The sequence below is a fragment of the Kribbella caucasensis genome, assembly GCF_004361855.1.
Lineage (GTDB): Bacteria > Actinomycetota > Actinomycetes > Propionibacteriales > Kribbellaceae > Kribbella > Kribbella caucasensis.
The window spans coordinates 273,106-285,803 of sequence record NZ_SNWQ01000012.1; the positions used below are offsets into that span (position 1 = coordinate 273,106).

Sequence of the window (12,698 nt, forward strand, 5' to 3'; positions counted from 1 at the left end):
CAAGGTCGACCTTGAGCACCGACCAGGCATCCGTCGGCACAAATCACGCCTGCCCGGTGCCCAATGTCGCACCCACCGCTGGCTGGAAGCCGGCGCCCCGGCCAACCCGCAGGTCCGATCCGGCCGTGAGTGCCGCACGGCGGGGTGCGGTCCTCTTGACGCATTCCCATATCGGCATATGATTGCCGTATGGCTCGGGCGGCGACGACGGCGGATGTGTTCAACGCGGTGGCGGAGCCCCGGCGGCGGCAGATCGTGGATCTGCTGGCCGCCGGGGAGATCTCGGTGAACGAGCTGGTCCAACTGCTCGGCCTGGCGCAACCACAGGTGTCGAAGCATCTGCGGGTGCTGCGCGAGGTCGGCGTGGTCGATGTCCGTGATGAGGGGCGGCAACGGCTGTACCGGCTCAACGGTCAGGCGCTGAAGCCGATCCACGACTGGGTGAAGGCTTACGAGCACACCTGGAACCAGCGGTTCGACCTGATCGACGACGTACTGGCGGAACTCAAGGCTCAGGAGGAAGACGATGCGAACTTCAACGGCGAAGGTGACCACACCGGCTGACGATCAGATCCTGATCACCCGGGACTTCGAAGCGCCGAAACGCCTTGTCTACAAGGTCTGGACGACACCGGAGCTGATCAAGCGCTGGTGGAGCGGCGGCCTCGGCGAGGTGACGGTGGCGGAGGTGGATCTGCGGGTCGGCGGTCGCTGGCGGTACGTGCTGGTCGCGCCCGACGGCGGGTGCGCGTTCCACGGTGAGTACCGCGAGATCGTCACGAACGAACGGCTCGTGCACACCGAGGTGCTCGAGATGCCCGGCATCACCGACGAAGACGCCGTGGTCGACACGGTGACGTTCACCGAGCAGGACGGCCGGACGACGCTGACGATGCACGTCCAGGCGAAGGACAAGGCGACCCGCGACCTCATCCTCGAATCCGGGATGGAGGAAGGCATGCAGGCCGGCTGGAGCCTGGCCGAGGAACTGGCCATCGAACTGGCCGCACAGGAAAAGGCACCGGCATGACCAGGGTCATCTCGAAGGACGGCACGCAGATCGCGTACGACCGGCAAGGGAACGGGCCGACCGTCGTACTCGTCGGCGGCGGCCTCGCGGACCGCTCCGAGAACGCACCGCTCGCGGTGGAACTGGCGAGGACCTTCACCGTCTACAACTACGACCGGCGCGGACGCGGCCTCAGCGGCGACACCCTCCCGTACGCCGTCGACCGCGAGCTCGAGGACCTCGAAGCCCTCATCACCGAGACCGGCGGCAGCGTGCACTTGTACGGCGTGTCGTCAGGCGGCGCCCTGGTTCTCGAAGCAGCCGCGGCCGGCCTCCTGGTCGACCGCATCGGCGTCTACGAAGTCCCGTACTTCGTGACCGACGAGATGACCGCGCAATGGCAGCAGTACGTCAAGGACCTCGACGCCCTGCTCGCCGACAACCGCCGAGGCGACGCCCTCGCGCTCTTCATGACCTTGGCCGGGACACCCGAGGAGATGATCGCCTCGTCCCGCGGAACCCCGGAGTGGAAGGCATCCGAGGAGATCGTCCACACGCTGGCTTACGACGCGGCCTGCCTCGGCGACGGCCGCCCACCCGTCGACCGCTTGGCGAAGCTCACTCATCCGGCGTTGGTTGCCACCGGCACCAGCCTCGACCAGTACATGCAACAACTCGACCCCGGGTTCTTCGACGACGCAGCGGACGCGATCGTCGCCGCGATGCCGCAGGCCCAACGCGAGATCGTCCCCGTCGACTCCCACGTCGCCGACCCATCGGTGGTTGGTTGCCCCGATCCTGGAACGCTTCTTCACTCGATAACCGGTTAGAGATCGTCCTGGCCGAGGCCGACGCGGCCGTCGAGGAGTTCGCGGGCGGCGTCGAGATGCCCGAGGTGGCGGGCCGTCTCCTCGAGCATGTGCAGCACGATGAAGCGGAGATCGGCGACCTGGTCGGCGTCCCCCTGGTTGTGCCGTCCCCGAGGAGGGGTGGACAGCGGAGTCGACGCCAGTACGGCGTTCGCCCGCTCGACCTGGTCCCGATAGAACGCGAACACGACCTCGGCCGGCCGGCTGGACATGTACGGCCCGTCCTCGTCCTCGTCGGGGTCGTCGGCCCAGGGCAACTGCTCCGCGGATCCCAGCGCGACATCCTGGAACCAATGCCTCTCAGCGTGCCCGAGATGTTCGATCATCCCCAGCACCGTCCACGCGGACGGCAACACGGGCTTCCTCAACTGCTCATCATCAAGCCCGGCAACAATCTCCAAGGCCCTGGACCGCTGCGCATCCAGGAAGCCGATCAGCACCTTGTCCACTTCATCCACGCTCATACCGCGAGTCTGCCCGCACACCCCCCCGCCCCGCCGCGGGGGTGGACCGCAGGCAACCGCCCGACACGCAAGGACGGCTTCTCCCAGTTGTCAGGCACAACCCCATGCTGCGCGGGGTCGTGCCTGACAGCCACTGATTAATGCCAGCCGGGGATTCGGACGTCGACCCAGACCGAGCGGTGGTCGCTGGTGGGGAAGGGGAAAACGCCGGTGAGGCGGGACAGCGGGTCGGCCTGGACGGGCCAGAAGACGCCGGCCGATTGGGTTCTGAGGTTCTTGGACGGCAGGACGTAGTCGGCGCGGAGGTTGCCGGGCGCCGGGTTGTCGTTGAAGTCCGCGGTGTCGTACTTCGGGTCGCCCTGGTGCGAGGTGTTCGCGCCGCCCTGGAGGAGTGCGGCCTCGGCACCACCGGCCGACGTCGGCAGCGGGTCGGTGATCCGGGGGTGCTCGATCAGTTGCTGGATCGCGCCGTCGACGGAGTCACCGTCCACCGGGTCGCTGTTCTGGTCGCCCGCGATGACGAACGACGCGCCCGGCCGGAGTCCGCCGTACCGGCCGTTGTCGTCATAGATGTACGACGATCGCTTGCCGGGCTGGACGTAGTCGGCCCAGAACCGGATCTCGTCGTGGTTGCGCGTGCCGTTGCGGTCCTCTGCTCCGTCGAAGGTCGGCGGGGTCGGGTGCGAGGTGAGGAAGTGCACCGTGCGGTGGCCGATCCGGATCGGGATGTCCCAGTGCGACTTGCTGGACAACCGGAAGACGTTGAGCTCCGCCGGCGAGTACCAGTCGGCCGGCGCCGGTGTGGCCGGGTCGTCGGGGAGCATCGCGCCCGGCATGTCCTTCCACTTGAAGTGCTGGAAGGTACGGACGTTGCGGGTGTCGATCGGGTAGCGCGAGTACACCACCATGCCGAACTGCCCCGGGAACAAGCCGAACCCGAACGCGTCGTCCCCGCCGCTGACCTGGCCGTTGTTGTTGAGGTCGAAGCCGCTCGGGATCCCGGTGTTCGACGGCGCGACGTACGCGTAGGGGTAGTTGATCGGCGCGGCCCCGTTGTGCCCGACCGCGAGGTAGTTGTCGCGGAACAGCTTCAACGCCTGCTGCTGCTCGACGAAGTCGAACTCGTTGATCAGCAGCACGTCCGGCCGGACCCGCTGGATGACCTCGGCGACGTCTTTCGCCTGCGCGTTGTCCGGCGTACTCAGGTCGGTGATCAGCTGGCCGGCTGCATTCCGGTTGAGGCTCGCGTTGAACGTCGCGAACCGCACGGACTTCCCGGCCGTGCTGTTCTCGGCAACGGTGACAGCCGACGGCTGTGTGCCGGCCGTGCCGGTCGGCGCCGCGCCCGCTGTACCGGCCCCGGCGATGGCCCCGCCGGTGGCGAGTGCGGTCAGGGCGGCGATCGCCAGACCTCGCGTCGTACGCATGGTGCTCCTCTGGTTGACGGATTGTTGCAAACGCACGGAATGCTGCAAACGCTATGGGCAGAAGCGATCTCCATGCTTGAACGCCGGATGAACTCTGTCCAGGTCCGCCACAGCGAGCAGCGACGCAGAAGCGCTGAGTGAGCCGGTCGGCGACCTCTTCCTGGCGAGTGTTCCCCGGCGTAGCTTTCGCACCGTAGCCCATCGGCTCAGGGGAGGAATCATGAACGTTCGGCGTGCGGTCATCGCGGTATTCGCGGCCGCCACACTCTGTCTGGCCGGCCTGGTACCCACGGCCTCGGCCAAGGTCAGCGCGGCGACACCCGCGGAGCTGACAGCGATCTGTGCGGATCTTTTCGGCGGGGTCTACGACACCCCCAGCGCGGAGCCGCTCGCCGTGTGTCAGTGGAACATGGCGATCATCGACGCCGATCAGACGGCCCGCGCGAACGGCACCGGCGAAGGCGTCACGGTCGGCGTGCTCGACACCGGCGTGGACCTGACTCACCCCGACATCGCCCCCAACCTCGACGTGGCCCGCTCGTGCTCCTTCCTCCGGCCTGGTACGCCGACCGCGGCGCCGGCGGAGATCGCCACCAGTTGCGACAACAAGGCCGCGGTGCAGGACATCTTCGGACACGGAACCCATGTGGCCTCCCTGGTCGCCGCCCCGATCAACGGCATCGGGATCGCCGGTGTCGCCCCGGACGCGACCCTGGTCGCGCTGAAGGCCTGTACGGCCGGGGGTTTCTGCTTCGTCGACTCGGTCGCCGCGGCACTGCGGTACGCCGGGGATCAGGGCCTCGACGTCGTCAACATGAGCTTGTTCGCCGACCCGTTCCTGTACTACTGCAACAACGACGCCGCCCAGCGGGCGATGCTCAAGGAGTTGCAGTCGGCCGCACGATACGCCCAGCAGCGTGGTGTCGTCCTGGTCGCGTCGGCCGGTAACGAGGCGGACGATCTGCAGCACCCGACGATCGACGAGATCAGCCCGGACTACCCGCCGGACACCGCCGAGACGCGCCGCGTCCGCAACAACTGCCGCGTCGCCCCGGCCGAGTTGCCCGGTGTCGTGACCGTGTCCGCCACCGGCCCGGTCGGCTACCCCGGCTACACGATGAACATCGCCGAGTACTCGTCCGTTGGCATGGGCGTCGTCGAGGTCGCCGCCCCTGGTGGCGACTACTTCTCGGCCACGGACACCGTGCAGGACGCCGTACTCGGCGCACTGCCGAACACCCCGTCGGTGATCTGGGATGCCTTCGACCCACTCGAGCCGGACCTTCCCGGTATCACCGTCGTCGATCAGGGCGCCCGGTACGGCTTCCTGAACGGTACGTCGATGGCCGCGCCTCACACGGCAGGCGTAGCCGCGCTGATCCGTGAGTCGCACCCCGGGTGGTCGGCCGGCGCAGTAGCGGCCGCCGTCCAGCGCATGGCGGCTCCGCTTGCCTGTCCGGCGAACTGGCAGCCCATCGACGAGAACGACGACCGCCAGCGCTGCTACGGCAGCCCCAACCGCAACTCGTTCTTCGGCGCCGGCCTGGTCAACGCCACCAACGCCGCAACCGAATAACACCCGACAGCCCGCCGGCTGGCGTTGGCCGGCGGGCTCTCATCCCAAGCGCGTCGCCGCCCTGATTAGAAGTCGATTCGCATGACAACGCGGCGTACGGTCGGGTGGCTGACCACTTTGAAGCCGGCCTCCTCGAAGACCTGGCGCGCCCCCACATGCACCTCGCCCCAGGTGATCTCCTTGCCGGGCTGAGTGATCATCGGGTATGCCTCGAGCGCCCGGGCCCCGCGCTCCCGAGCGAACTCGATCGTCGCCTGGGCGAGCGGATAGGTGAGCCCGCGACCGCGGTACCCCTTGCGGATCGCGAAGCAGGTCACCGCCCAAACACTGTCGTCGCTCTTGTCCTCATCCCGATCGGTCCAGGGGATGCGAGTGGTCCGCAGCTTCGTGTACGCCGTCCGCGGCTCGACCGCCACCCAGCCCGCGGGCTCGCCGTCGACGTACAACACCAGCCCACTCGTGTATGCCGCGCCCGGATCGCCGCAGCCGGTCTGATCCCGCAGCATCGCCGTCCGCTCCTCCTGCGTGGAGTCCCGCCAGATCCACCCGAGCACCTTGAACCGCTGACACTGACACCGCGCCACATAATCAGCCGTCCCGAAAACGGCCGCAAGATCCTCCCAAGATGCCTCGTTCGCAGCCACGATGCGCAGTTCTCCCGGCCCCGCCTCCTCACTCATGCACCGCACGCTACGCCCCATCCGGGACGATCCACTTCCGCAATCTTCAGCTACACGTCGACCAGTTCCAGCCGGGTCTCGACCTCGTCGCCGGCCGACAGTTGCTCAGCGGCGCGCACCGCCTTCTTCATCGGCAACATGTACGTACCGGCCTTGCTGTCCGGGAAGATCGATGTTCGCCAGCTGGTGCTGCCGACCGTGACCGCGACGCGCACCGAGCCGAAACCATGCCGGACGCCGACGGTGAGCTGGCCGATGTCGTCACTGATCTCGGCCGGCAGCGAGACGAAGTGCCACCCATCCGCCCCCGGGTACTTCCAGAGCGGCGCCGAGAAATGAAACGTCGTCATGACACCGACCGTAAAGCCCGCCGCCGACAGTTTTCACCCGCGGGAGGCGCTGGCAAACTTCCACGCGTGATCGACACTGACGCGAAAAAGACCTTGCACGAATATCTGCGTTCGGCGCGCGAGGCGATGCTCTGGAAGCTCGAAGGCCTCTCCGAGTACGACATCCGCCGCCCGCTGACCGCGACCGGAACCAATCTGCTGGGCATGGTCAAGCACCTCTCGATCGTCGAGGCGCGGTACTTCGGCGAGACCTTCGGATGACCGTTCCCCGAGCACCTGCCCTGGTGGGCGAACTACCGAGCCCGAATCGAGCGTGCGGCAAGGACGGCCGACCCGGATTTCCAAGAGCCAGAGGGCGCCACCCACAGGTGACGGGACTGTCCGCTGGCGGGTTGCCTCGCCACTAACTGCTCGTCGCACCGATAGCGCGCCACAACCCGCCAGCCGTCCAACAACCTGCCAGCCGTCCAACAACCTGCCAGCGGCAGCCGCGTGCAGGGGTCAGTCGGTGGTGACCTCGATGGTTACGGGGACTTGGTTGGTGATGATGTCGTAGACGGCTGAGCGGGACTGGGATTGGGTGACCAGGTCGCGGAGCTTGTCGGCGGGGGCGTCGCCCTTGACGGTGAAGCGGACGGTGATGTTCTGGTAGCCGTTGCGGACTTCCGGGTCGAGCCCGAGGATTCCGTTCAGGTCGATGTCGCCGGAGACGGTGGACCGAACCTCGGTGAGCCGGATGCCTCGTGCCGCGGCGATGTTGGCGAGGCCGGCGGTCATACAGGCAGCCAAGGCGTGCAACACGAACTCGACCGGAGTCGGCCCGCTGTCGCGTCCGACCAGGACGGCGGGGTGGTCGGCGTCGAAGGTGAAGCTGCGTTCGTGGGTGCGCTCCTCGCCGGCGCCGTAGAACTCGTGAATGGTGCTGCGGCTGTGAGTGCCGTCGATCCATTGGTTGTCGGTGCGGAACTGGAACTTGGCCGCCTGCGGCGCGGCCTTGACCGCGTCGAGAGTGACGAAGAGGGTGGCGGTGTCGACGCCGTTGCGCATCGACTCGTTGACGGTCGCGGTCATGTGTTTCGGTTTCCCTTCGGTAGGTGGCAGGCCTGGTCAGGCAGCTGCCGGCGATGTGGTCAGGCGCATGCGAAGTCGCGGTCACCTGGGACTGGGCGCGCGGCCAGTTCGGCCGCCTCGATGTCGATGGCCGCGCCGAGTTGCTTCTGCAGCTCGACGAACCGTGGAACCGGCGGATAGCCGGCCAGCGCGATAGTCAGGTCGAAATGTCGCGCAGTGCCTCGTCGCGTTGCCGCTGGTAGCCGACCAGAGCGGCGGTCTCCGAAGTCTCACCACGCAAGGCCTGGTCGAGAGCGACGGCGAGCAGTTCGGCATCGCGATACGCGTCGCTCAGGCCGTGGCCGGTGATCGGATCGCGGTGGTAGCCGGCATCGCCGACGAGTGCCCAGCCGGGACCCTGAGCTCTCCGGACGAAGTTGGGAGCTCGAAGCATGCCCGTGACCGCTGACGTTCGAACCGCTGATCTCAGTCGTTCGGCCAGCTCAGGCGCCGTACTGCCGAGCTGAGCGGTGAAGGCATCCGCACGGGATCCGGCTCGGCGTCGGCCATCGCGGACGTCCACGGAAGGACTGCAGATCCAGATGCAGGCTTGACCATCATTGGTAGGAAAGACTCCGGTGAGCGCGCGGTCAGCAACGGTCAGCTCGATGCCGGTCCAAGGGATGCCGCCGAAGTACGCGTACTGCGCCGCACTGGCACCACCCCGGTCCTCGATGATCTCGGCCCCGACAGAACGGGCTACTCGTGAACCCAGACCGTCGGCGCCGACGACGTACTGTGCGTCGATCTCAACGCGGGCGCCTGCAGAGTCGTGGCCGTACACACCGGTGGCCCGACCTGTGTCGTCGAGATGTACGCCGCCAATCGTCGTACCGAATCGCACGTCGACGCCTGCCGAGGCCGCCGCCTCCGCGACGATCGTGTCGAGGATGTAGCGGCGAGGCGCGACCAGGAGGTCCACTCCCGCTTTGTGCTTGATCGCTCGAGTGGTCGGCTCGCCTTCAACGGTGAAGGTGACCTGCCGGATGGCCGGTGCTCCGCTGTCGAGTACGGCCCGGAGCAGTCCCCAACGGTGTAGCTGGACCACGCCGGCCCGAGCGAGTTGATGGGTGGAGACGGTGTCGGCCGGGAAGATCGCCCGGTCCACCAGGACCGCGTCGTACCCCAGCCGGGCCAGCAGCAGCGCGGTCGCAGCTCCGGCGGCACGCGCGCCGACCACGACGACATCATGGCGAACGGTTGGCATTGCGGGTGATCCCCTCCAGCGGCGCCGTCCGGCATCCGCTGCCGTCGGCTGGTCTGGGAACCAGCCTCGGTGGCCCCGACCGGCAGTACATCCGTGAAATCCACGGATCTTTGTACGGATGCCGTCTCCGTACCGCTGAATGTTGCTCCCGGATGGACAATGCCTTCATGACACGCCAGGGGGGCGGCATCACCGAGCAAATGGCTCGCACCGGTGTCACCGAGCGGGAGATCGAAGTGCTGTCGGCGGTGGCCGAGCGGCTTCGCAACCGCGAGATCGCCGAGCGGCTCCATCTGTCCGTACGAACCGTCGAGAGCCACATCGCAGCCCTGCTGCGCAAGTTCGGCGTCACGGACCGGGCAGCACTGGTCGAGCTGGGCGCGGAACTTCGCCGCAGCGCGCACACCGAATCAGCGCTACCCATGCCGCTGACCAGCATGATCGGCCGGGAGCACGAGGTGGGCGAGGTCGCAGCGTTGGTCGACGCCCACCGCCTGGTCACTCTGATCGGCCCGGCCGGAGTCGGCAAGACCAGGCTCGTACTCCGGTTGGCCGCGATCGGCGCCGACTCCTTCCCCGACGGCGCCCGGTTCGCCGACCTGGCGCCGGTCGGGCTGGATCTCGTCAGCGACACGATCGCGCGGGCGCTGGGCGTCGTACCGCAGCCGGGATGGTCACTGCGCGACATCCTGCGCGAGGTGGCCGGCGGGATGCGTTGCCTGCTGGTGGTGGACAACTGTGAGCACGTCATCGCGGAAGCCGCCGAGATCGTCGCCGATCTGCTCACCGCGGGGAGCCGGCTCCACGTGCTCGCCACGAGTCGCGAGCCACTTGGCGTACCTGGCGAGGTCACCTACCAGGTACAGACCCTGCCGGTGCCGCCGCCCATCGCGTCCGACCGAGCCGAGACGGCCCGAACCTACGACGCCGTACGCCTGTTCGTCGACCGTGCCACAACGGCATCACCCGGTTTCGTCCTCACCGACGCCGTCGCGCCCGCCGTCGCGGCGCTGTGCCGGCGGTTGGACGGGCTACCCCTGGCGATCGAGTTGGCCGCCTCCCGGATGCGGAGCTTCGAGCCGGCCGACCTGGTCGAGCACCTCGACGAACGCTTCGAACTTCTCTCCGCCGGCGCCCGTACTGCGCTGCCGCGGCAGCAGACATTGCGCGGGGCAATCGACTGGAGCTACGAACTCCTGGACGACGACGAGCGAACGCTCTTCGACCGGCTCGGTGTGTTCCCCGCCGACTTCGACTATGACGCCGCCCGGGCGGTGGGCTCAGCGGGCGTCATCACCCTGCTGCCGAGGCTGGTGGACAAGTCGCTCGTGTCCACCGCAGGGCGCACCAGCCGCCGATACCGGATGCTGGAGACGATTCGCGCGTACGCCGCCGAGCGGCTGACCCTGTCCGGCGCCGAACCTACTGTCCGGCAGCACCATGCTTCCCACTACCTCGCCCTCGCCGAACAGGCCGCCGAGAAGCTGCGTACCAAGGACCAGCGGGCCTGGGCCGACCGATTGACCGCGGAGCAGCCCAATCTCCGGACTGGACTGGCGTACTGCATCGCCACCGGCGAGATCGAGTCCGCCTGGCGGTGGATCGCTGCGCTGCAACGGTTCTGGGACATCACCGGGCAGCGCCGCGAGGGTCAGGACTGGATCAGGAAAGCGCAAGCGATCGGTGATCCACCCGCCACCCCCGCGGTCGTGGCCGGGCTCGCCGCCGCCAGCACGATGCTGCACTCGTCGGACTCTCGGGGCGCCTTCGACATTGCCAACGAGGCTACCCGGCTCGCCGCCGGTCTCGACGACATCAGCCGTGCCAAGGCAGCCCACGCGGTCGGGATGGGAGCGATGTGGATCCAGCCGGAGCTGACGCTGCCTGCGCTGACCGAAGCGCTGGTCCGGATCGGCGACGATCACCCGTGGGATCGGGCGCTCATCATGGAGGGCCTTTCGCAGGCCTATGGCGAGCTGAGGGAGGCACTCCACTGGGGCCGGGAGAGCGTGGCGCTGTTCCGCCGGGTGGGCGATCAGCTGAACGCGGCCAACGCGCTGTTCATCATGGCGCAACGAGCGATGTACGCCGGCGTAGCCGACGACGAGGTGCACGAATGGTTGATTGAGAGCCAGGCCTTGGCAGTCGCGGCCGGTAGTGAGGAGGACCAGGTCCATGCCACGGTCGCCTTCGCCCAGTTGGCCTGGCAGCGCGGCCACCATGACGACGCGGCGCTCCTCATGTCGCAGTGCCTGCCGACGCTGCGCCGGCTCGGCGACCAGCGGTGCACCGGTCGAGCGCTCTACCTGCTCGGAGAACGGGCCTACGAGCAGCGGGATCTGGCCAGAGCCCAGAATTTGCTGGCCGGAAGTGTCGCGGCCGTCGCGCTGGCCGGCCAGTCGTTCGTTCTCGTGCGGGCGCTCGAGGCGTTGGCCGCCGTACTCTCCGTCCAAGGCCGCTCGCGGCCGGCGGCTGTACTCCTCGGCGCAGCGGACACCGCGCTCGGCGCGGCCACCGCACACATGCGACCCTTGCAGCCACGCGACGACGAACTGCGCCGCTCCCTGGTCCAGGTCCTCGGCGCCGAGGAGTTCAACGCTGCCCACCGCGAGGGCCAGCGGCTGTCTCCGACACAGGCACTGCACCTCGCAGCACCCGGCCAGCCGAGCTCTCAGCCAGACCTTGCGTGACGGACTGCCGCGCTCGGAAACGGCGCGGCGGCAGCAGGCGCAGTACGAGCGCAGTGACGATCTGCCAATACGGGCGACCCTCACGCGCTCGCCCGTACAGCAGGGCCTCGGCATGCAAGGCGCGGCGACGCTCGGCGGCTACGTCGGCAACGATTTGGTGCGGCATCATCTCGATCAGCTCCTTGGAAGACTTGCCACCAGGCTGCGACCGCACCGAACGCCGCGCATCCGTGCCCACCACGGAACTTCCGATCCGTAGACCACACGGACACCGCCCATGTACTACGACCGGGTGCCGGCCTCGTCGCGAAGCCGGGACCAATTGGTCGGTGGCCCGGTCGCGACTACTGTTGGCGGCCATGGGATCGGCAGGGGAGGGAAGCATGGCGGCTGGTCTGCTTCCGATCGTGGCGGATACGCCAAGCCAACAGCCTTCCGATGGGATTTCGGGCCTATGCGGAGGCGATCGCCTCTGCTATCCGTGGCGGATCGCCACCTCAGTTCACGGTGGGAATCTATGGCTCCTGGGGAAGCGGCAAGTCTTCGCTCCTGAACGCGATTCGTGCCGAGTTGGCGAAGGATCCGGATGTTCTGACCGTACCCTTCGACGCGTGGCGATACGAACGCGCCGACCACATCGTCGTCCCGATGCTCAACGCGATATACCACGCAAGTCCGGAACTGAATGACGAGAAGCTGACGGACAAGGTCCGTTCGGCGCTGGCGTCCGTGGTCCGCAGTGTCACCATCAGCTTCGGTCCGATAAGTATGGACCCGGGTGCCCTTCTCGATACCGATGCGCCGGACGAGGGGTATGCCGCGGCTCTCAACTCCGCATATGTGCGCCCCTACATGGACATGAAGGCCATCGGCAGCGCACTGGCGAAGCGAAGGATAGTCGTCCTCGTCGATGACCTGGACCGTTGCTCGCCTGACAAGGTGGTTTCCCTGCTGGAGGCGATCAACCTGGTGCTGGACGTTCCGGGGTTCGTCTTCGTGCTGGCCTTGGACTATGACGTCCTCGTGCGTGCGGTCACTGCCAAGTATCCCCACACCTCGGGACACGTCTTCATCGAGAAGATGGTTCAAGTCCCCTTCCGGGTGCCGCGCCTCGACATCAGCCGGAACTCTTCATTCAAGAGCTCGTCCCCGGATGGGAGCCGCCCGCGGGTGCGCTGCCAGCAGACTTCTGCGAGATAGCCTTCGATGTCGCCACCATGGGGGCTCTTCAAACTTGACCGGGCAGCGATTCTGGTCTGGCTGTGCTCCGGCGTGATTGCCGGGTGCAGAAGTACCGTACTCGGCGGCGTTGGTTG

At 67.5% G+C, this 12,698-nt stretch carries 13 protein-coding genes; 7 read left to right on the forward strand and 6 right to left on the reverse strand.

All coding sequences use genetic code 11. The features are described from left to right. The first annotated feature begins 189 nt into the window (after positions 1-189). Genes EV643_RS24960 through EV643_RS24970 form a run of 3 tightly spaced genes read left to right on the forward strand, consistent with a single transcriptional unit; the run spans position 190 to position 1,839 of the window. On the forward strand, positions 190-564 hold the full coding sequence (locus EV643_RS24960) for an ArsR/SmtB family transcription factor (RefSeq protein ID WP_133802549.1): 375 nt from the start codon (positions 190-192) through the stop codon (positions 562-564). Then, the gene (locus EV643_RS24965) at positions 527-1,030 is read left to right on the forward strand and encodes an SRPBCC family protein (RefSeq protein ID WP_133802550.1); all 504 of its coding nucleotides are present in this window, start codon (positions 527-529) and stop codon (positions 1,028-1,030) included. The genes EV643_RS24960 and EV643_RS24965 overlap by 38 nt, the downstream gene beginning before the upstream one ends. Further along, positions 1,027-1,839 carry an alpha/beta hydrolase gene (locus EV643_RS24970; RefSeq protein ID WP_133802551.1) on the forward strand — a complete coding sequence of 271 codons (813 nt, stop codon included), beginning with the start codon at positions 1,027-1,029 and terminating at the stop codon, positions 1,837-1,839. Before EV643_RS24965 ends, EV643_RS24970 begins: the two co-directional genes overlap by 4 nt. Here EV643_RS24970 and EV643_RS24975 read toward each other — a convergent pair. Beyond that, positions 1,836-2,342, reverse strand: a complete 507-nt coding sequence (locus tag EV643_RS24975; RefSeq protein WP_133802552.1) for a DinB family protein — start codon at positions 2,340-2,342, stop codon at positions 1,836-1,838. The genes EV643_RS24970 and EV643_RS24975 overlap by 4 nt on opposite strands. A gap of 137 nt (positions 2,343-2,479) precedes the next feature. Continuing rightward, positions 2,480-3,769 carry an endonuclease/exonuclease/phosphatase family protein gene (locus tag EV643_RS24980; RefSeq protein WP_133802553.1) on the reverse strand — a complete coding sequence of 430 codons (1,290 nt, stop codon included), beginning with the start codon at positions 3,767-3,769 and terminating at the stop codon, positions 2,480-2,482. 220 nt (positions 3,770-3,989) lie between these two features. Between EV643_RS24980 and EV643_RS24985 the strand changes: the two genes are divergently transcribed. After that, complete coding sequence (locus tag EV643_RS24985) at positions 3,990-5,345, forward strand: S8 family peptidase (protein WP_133802554.1); 1,356 nt, start codon at positions 3,990-3,992, stop codon at positions 5,343-5,345. Between the two features lie 65 nt (positions 5,346-5,410). On the opposite strand, the gene EV643_RS24990 is transcribed toward EV643_RS24985, so the two are convergent. Both EV643_RS24990 and EV643_RS24995 read right to left on the reverse strand, forming a co-directional pair. After that, on the reverse strand, positions 5,411-6,025 hold the full coding sequence (locus tag EV643_RS24990; RefSeq protein WP_133802555.1) for a GNAT family N-acetyltransferase: 615 nt from the start codon (positions 6,023-6,025) through the stop codon (positions 5,411-5,413). A 50-nt stretch (positions 6,026-6,075) separates the two neighbouring features. Then, positions 6,076-6,375 (reverse strand): DUF1905 domain-containing protein, encoded by a 300-nt coding sequence (locus EV643_RS24995; RefSeq protein ID WP_133802556.1) that lies wholly within the window; start codon positions 6,373-6,375, stop codon positions 6,076-6,078. A gap of 66 nt (positions 6,376-6,441) precedes the next feature. Between EV643_RS24995 and EV643_RS25000 the strand changes: the two genes are divergently transcribed. Further along, positions 6,442-6,636, forward strand: a complete 195-nt coding sequence (locus tag EV643_RS25000) for a mycothiol transferase (RefSeq protein WP_238165777.1) — start codon at positions 6,442-6,444, stop codon at positions 6,634-6,636. Between the two features lie 240 nt (positions 6,637-6,876). On the opposite strand, the gene EV643_RS25005 is transcribed toward EV643_RS25000, so the two are convergent. Both EV643_RS25005 and EV643_RS25010 read right to left on the reverse strand, forming a co-directional pair. Next, positions 6,877-7,446 carry an OsmC family protein gene (locus EV643_RS25005; protein ID WP_133802558.1) on the reverse strand — a complete coding sequence of 190 codons (570 nt, stop codon included), beginning with the start codon at positions 7,444-7,446 and terminating at the stop codon, positions 6,877-6,879. Between the two features lie 196 nt (positions 7,447-7,642). Beyond that, on the reverse strand, positions 7,643-8,692 hold the full coding sequence (locus tag EV643_RS25010) for an NAD(P)/FAD-dependent oxidoreductase (protein WP_133802559.1): 1,050 nt from the start codon (positions 8,690-8,692) through the stop codon (positions 7,643-7,645). A gap of 167 nt (positions 8,693-8,859) precedes the next feature. On the opposite strand from EV643_RS25010, the gene EV643_RS25015 reads away from it, so the two are divergent. Further along, positions 8,860-11,382, forward strand: a complete 2,523-nt coding sequence (locus EV643_RS25015) for an ATP-binding protein (RefSeq protein WP_166665564.1) — start codon at positions 8,860-8,862, stop codon at positions 11,380-11,382. A gap of 438 nt (positions 11,383-11,820) precedes the next feature. Continuing rightward, positions 11,821-12,582, forward strand: a complete 762-nt coding sequence (locus EV643_RS25020) for a KAP family P-loop NTPase fold protein (protein WP_133802561.1) — start codon at positions 11,821-11,823, stop codon at positions 12,580-12,582. Positions 12,583-12,698 lie beyond the last annotated feature (116 nt).

Bases quoted from the DNA above. Each gene is read 5' to 3' on its own strand.
- EV643_RS24960 (WP_133802549.1), top strand. From the start codon at position 190: ATGGCTCGGGCGGCGACGACGGCGGATGTGTTCAACGCGGTGGCGGAG.
- EV643_RS24965 (WP_133802550.1), top strand. From the start codon at position 527: ATGCGAACTTCAACGGCGAAGGTGACCACACCGGCTGACGATCAGATC.
- EV643_RS24970 (WP_133802551.1), top strand. From the start codon at position 1,027: ATGACCAGGGTCATCTCGAAGGACGGCACGCAGATCGCGTACGACCGG.
- EV643_RS24975 (WP_133802552.1), bottom strand. From the start codon at position 2,342: ATGAGCGTGGATGAAGTGGACAAGGTGCTGATCGGCTTCCTGGATGCG.
- EV643_RS24980 (WP_133802553.1), bottom strand. From the start codon at position 3,769: ATGCGTACGACGCGAGGTCTGGCGATCGCCGCCCTGACCGCACTCGCC.
- EV643_RS24985 (WP_133802554.1), top strand. From the start codon at position 3,990: ATGAACGTTCGGCGTGCGGTCATCGCGGTATTCGCGGCCGCCACACTC.
- EV643_RS24990 (WP_133802555.1), bottom strand. From the start codon at position 6,025: ATGAGTGAGGAGGCGGGGCCGGGAGAACTGCGCATCGTGGCTGCGAAC.
- EV643_RS24995 (WP_133802556.1), bottom strand. From the start codon at position 6,375: ATGACGACGTTTCATTTCTCGGCGCCGCTCTGGAAGTACCCGGGGGCG.
- EV643_RS25005 (WP_133802558.1), bottom strand. From the start codon at position 7,446: ATGACCGCGACCGTCAACGAGTCGATGCGCAACGGCGTCGACACCGCC.
- EV643_RS25010 (WP_133802559.1), bottom strand. From the start codon at position 8,692: ATGCCAACCGTTCGCCATGATGTCGTCGTGGTCGGCGCGCGTGCCGCC.
- EV643_RS25015 (WP_166665564.1), top strand. From the start codon at position 8,860: ATGACACGCCAGGGGGGCGGCATCACCGAGCAAATGGCTCGCACCGGT.
- EV643_RS25020 (WP_133802561.1), top strand. From the start codon at position 11,821: ATGGGATTTCGGGCCTATGCGGAGGCGATCGCCTCTGCTATCCGTGGC.